Genomic DNA, 3,537 nt, shown 5'->3' on the forward strand with positions numbered 1-3,537 from the left:
GTAGTCACCGTGTTCGTGGCCAGGTAGTCCTCGGCGATCCGGTGTTTGCGTTCCCCCCGGGAGCAGTCGATGACCGGGACATGGTTGGCCCCCGCCCAGGCGCGTACCCGGCGGGAGAACCGTCCGGCCATCCGCATCAGGCGGGTGTTGTCCAACAGCTCATCCGAACCGCCGTGCAGCCGCCGCCACCAGGTCCGGAACCCACCCGGGTTATGCCCCAACGGGTAGTAGGCGTTGAGCACGATCCGGTCCACACAGTCGTAGCTGCCAGTCAGCAGATCACCGCACCGTGCACTGAACCCATCGATCATCCACCGAAACTATGATCTTCGAAGCGGTCCGTCAGCACGCTGTCCCGAAGGGACCACTGATATTGAGCGAAGTCTCAAGATCATCTTAGAGGGCTTGGGCGGGCGAAGCCGCGAAGGATGGGTCAAGTTCGGGGTGTGCAGGTCAGGCCGCGAGTCCGGCGTGGTGGATGAGCTGATCGACGGCGGTGTCGTAGGCGTCGGCTGCTCGGCGTAGCGGTGGGGGGTCGCTGTGGCGGTCGGCGAGTTCGGCGATGCCAGTGCGTAGTACCCGGTTGTGGACGCGGGTGAGGAACAGGGCGTGGCGCTGGCCGGCGGAGTGAGCTGGTAGCGGTGGGTCCTCGGGATGCGTTCGATCAGGCCATGGAGGCGGAGTCGGCGCAGGTCGTAGCTCATCTGTCCGCTGGTGATGGTGCTCGGGTCGCGGCCGAGCAGGGGCGCGAGATGCTCGCGTAGGTCACGGTTGGTGAATCCGTGTGGCAGCAGACGAAAGACGAGGATTCCGGACAGTAGGGCCTGGACACGACAGTCGGTAAACCGCATGCCGGCCACCCTGCGTCCGGTGTCGGTGATGATCGGGTCGGTGATGGCCGCGAACGCGGTGTGGCCGTCGGTGGGATCGTGGCTGATGGTCTGGACGTCGAGGAGACGTCGGTTGGCGGTGAAGCCGACCCGCCGTAACGCGGGGAGATTGACCAGCCGTTTCCCGATGTTGAAGTCGCGCGTGTTGTTGATGGTGGTCTCGGTGCGTAGCGCTTTTCCTTCTTTGTGGTACTGCTTGATCGTGGCGTGTTTGTCGTCAACGTGCAGGCTCGGGGTGACGCCGTCGGTGATGACTCGGGTCCGGAACCGGCCCGGCGTCGCACGTGGGCCCGTGCGGACCAGACGGCGGTCGAAGACGAGGCTGACCTGGTCGGGACGGCCGATGTCGAGGTTGTCGCGGATGACCTGCTCGAAGAAGACCCGTCCGGAGACCGGTCGGTCGAGGGTCTGGGTCAGGGAGAACTCGGCTTGCAGGATCGACAGGTCGTAGTGGTAGCCGGCGTCACGGTCGGCGGGGGTGAACGGATGCGGCAGGATCGCCAGCCACTTACGCAGCAGCGCGTCGATCTGATCCGGGCCGAGCCGGTCACAGATCGTCTGAAGGCCGGCCGGGTCGTCAACCGCGGCGAACGCGTTGTCCAACGGGACGAAGCCGATACCCGCCTTGCCGGCCTGGCGCTGCGCCCAGTGGTTCCCGTTCAGGCACAGCTTGGCGTTGTAGGGGAAGTACGAGCAGAACTTCAGGAAAAACGGGCCGAAATCCTCATCGACGCAGTAGAAGTAGAAGTGGTTGACCATCCCGGTGGTCTTCACGATCCACGGGTAGGTCCTGCCCTGGTCGTCGCGGCGCTTCTCGGTCCGGAACAGAGAAGTCTTCTCCTGGGCACGGCCGATGAACACTACCCCCTCGGTGGCGGTGAACCGCGTCAGATGATCGTGCATCACGTCGTCCTTGCGCTGCCCCTTGACGAAATCGACGATCGGAACGTCGTGGTCGGTGGCGAACCGGCGGACCGCGGTCACGAACCCCTCGGTGATCGCCGCGAGCGGCGCCGTCGAGGCCACAGGCATCCCGAGCTGGCGGCGGACGTAGCCGACGATCCCCAATGGGAACTGGAGCTGGGGCACATAGACGTTGAGGTACATCCGGTCGATGCACTCCACCTCGAAGCGCACGTGACGGGCCAGGACGTCAGCGACAGTGCGGGGTAGCGTCATCATCAGCTCCGGTCCGGGACGGTCGGCTACGGCCAACCGCCGCCGATCAGCGGCATTACAACGGGTTCATCGTCAACCCGTCACACCGCCCGGCCGGAGCCCTGCACCACAGCCGGACCACAGACACATGCCTTGTCGGGCTGGGGCGGAGCCTCGTTAGCTCAATAGTTCTTTGCCGGTCTGGGACGGGGCTGGTCGCTACGTCTGGTAGTCGGTGAGGTGGACGAGGGCGGCGGTGTCGTAGGCGTCGGTGGCTGTCCCGGTGGCCAGGCGGGCGTCGGTGTAGGTTTCGCCGGCCGGGTCGTAGATCGCAAAGGCCCAGGTGTCGTCGCCGAGGTATTCGATGCGGCAGAGGCGGATCTGCTCGTCGTTCTCGTCGCCGACGCCGGCCCAGGCGTCCATGTAGCCGGAGGCGCCCCGCCAGCGGATGGTGATCTCTTGCAGGCCGGGGTAGGTGTGCGACGCGTGGTGGTCGACCGCTCCCTCGACGAGACCCTTGACGCTCTGGGGCGGTACCGGGACGGCCGGCGGCTGTTCTCCTGACGGGGGTGGAGGGGCGGAATGGGTCGACGTGCCCGGCCGGTGCGCGTGGAGCTGACGATCAAACGGCGGTGGAAGCTGGAACGGATCGTGGCCGCGGGCACCAGCGAGCAGCGCCTGGTGCTGCGGGCGAGGATCGTGCTGATGGCGGCGGAGGGGACGCCGAACGCGGCGATCGCCGCCACACTGGGCTGCTCGTTGCCCACGGTGCGGACCTGGCGTGGCTGGTTCGCGCTCCGTGGTGTGCCGGGCATCTTCGACCGGCCCCGTTCGGGGCGGCCCCCGGTGCACGGGCCGTCCGCTCGCCTGGCGGTCGTGGCGACGGCCACCACCGCCCCGCCGCCCGGGCAGGCCGAGTGGTCCCATGTCACGATCGCCGCCCACCTGGGCGAGCGCGGCCTGCGGGTCTCGCCGGCCACGGTCGGCCGGGTGCTGGGCGAGGCCGAGGTGCGCCCGCACCTGGTCCGCGGCTGGCTGCACCGCGCCGACGACCCGGCGTTCTGGGCGAGGGCCGGCGAGCTCTGCCGCCTCTACCGGAACCCACCGGCCGGGACGGTGCTGGTCAGCGTGGACGAAAAGACCGGGATCCAGGCGAAGACCCGCAGGTATCCGGAGATCCCGCTGCGGCCCGGCCGGCCGGCACGCCGCGCGTTCGAGTACGTCCGCCACGGCACCGTTTCGATCATCGCCGCGATGGACGTCGTCACCGGCGAGGTCGTCGCCATGCGGATCGGCCGCACCACCTCCGCAGCCTTCACCGCCTTCCTGACGATGCTCGACGAGCAGACTGACCCGGCCCTCCGCATCCATCTGATCATGGATAACGGGTCCAGCCACACCGCACGGGCCACGAAGGCCTGGCTGAAGGCGCACCCACGGTTCTCCGTGACCTACATCCCGAAGCACGCCTCCTGGCTGAATATGGTCG

The 3,537-nt window shown here is 67.6% G+C and carries 3 protein-coding genes and 1 pseudogene; 1 reads left to right on the plus strand and 3 read right to left on the minus strand.

Annotated features, from left to right (window positions below):
- From MJ783_RS22785 to MJ783_RS22795, 3 genes and pseudogenes are all read right to left on the minus strand, one after another.
- Positions 1–311 (minus strand): annotated as a pseudogene (locus tag MJ783_RS22785) (hypothetical protein); the annotation flags it as partial.
- 9 nt (positions 312–320) lie between these two features.
- Positions 321–2,072 carry a hypothetical protein gene (locus tag MJ783_RS22790; protein WP_239313845.1) on the minus strand — a complete coding sequence of 584 codons (1,752 nt, stop codon included), beginning with the start codon at positions 2,070–2,072 and terminating at the stop codon, positions 321–323.
- 195 nt (positions 2,073–2,267) lie between these two features.
- Complete coding sequence (locus MJ783_RS22795; protein ID WP_239313847.1) at positions 2,268–2,471, minus strand: hypothetical protein; 204 nt, start codon at positions 2,469–2,471, stop codon at positions 2,268–2,270.
- Between the two features lie 159 nt (positions 2,472–2,630).
- Between MJ783_RS22795 and MJ783_RS22800 the strand changes: the two genes are divergently transcribed.
- A partial coding sequence (locus MJ783_RS22800) for an IS630 family transposase (protein WP_239313849.1) occupies positions 2,631–3,537 on the plus strand: 907 nt, incomplete at its 3' end.

The organism is Protofrankia sp. Cj3 (genome assembly GCF_917627355.1).
Taxonomy (GTDB): domain Bacteria; phylum Actinomycetota; class Actinomycetes; order Frankiales; family Frankiaceae; genus Protofrankia.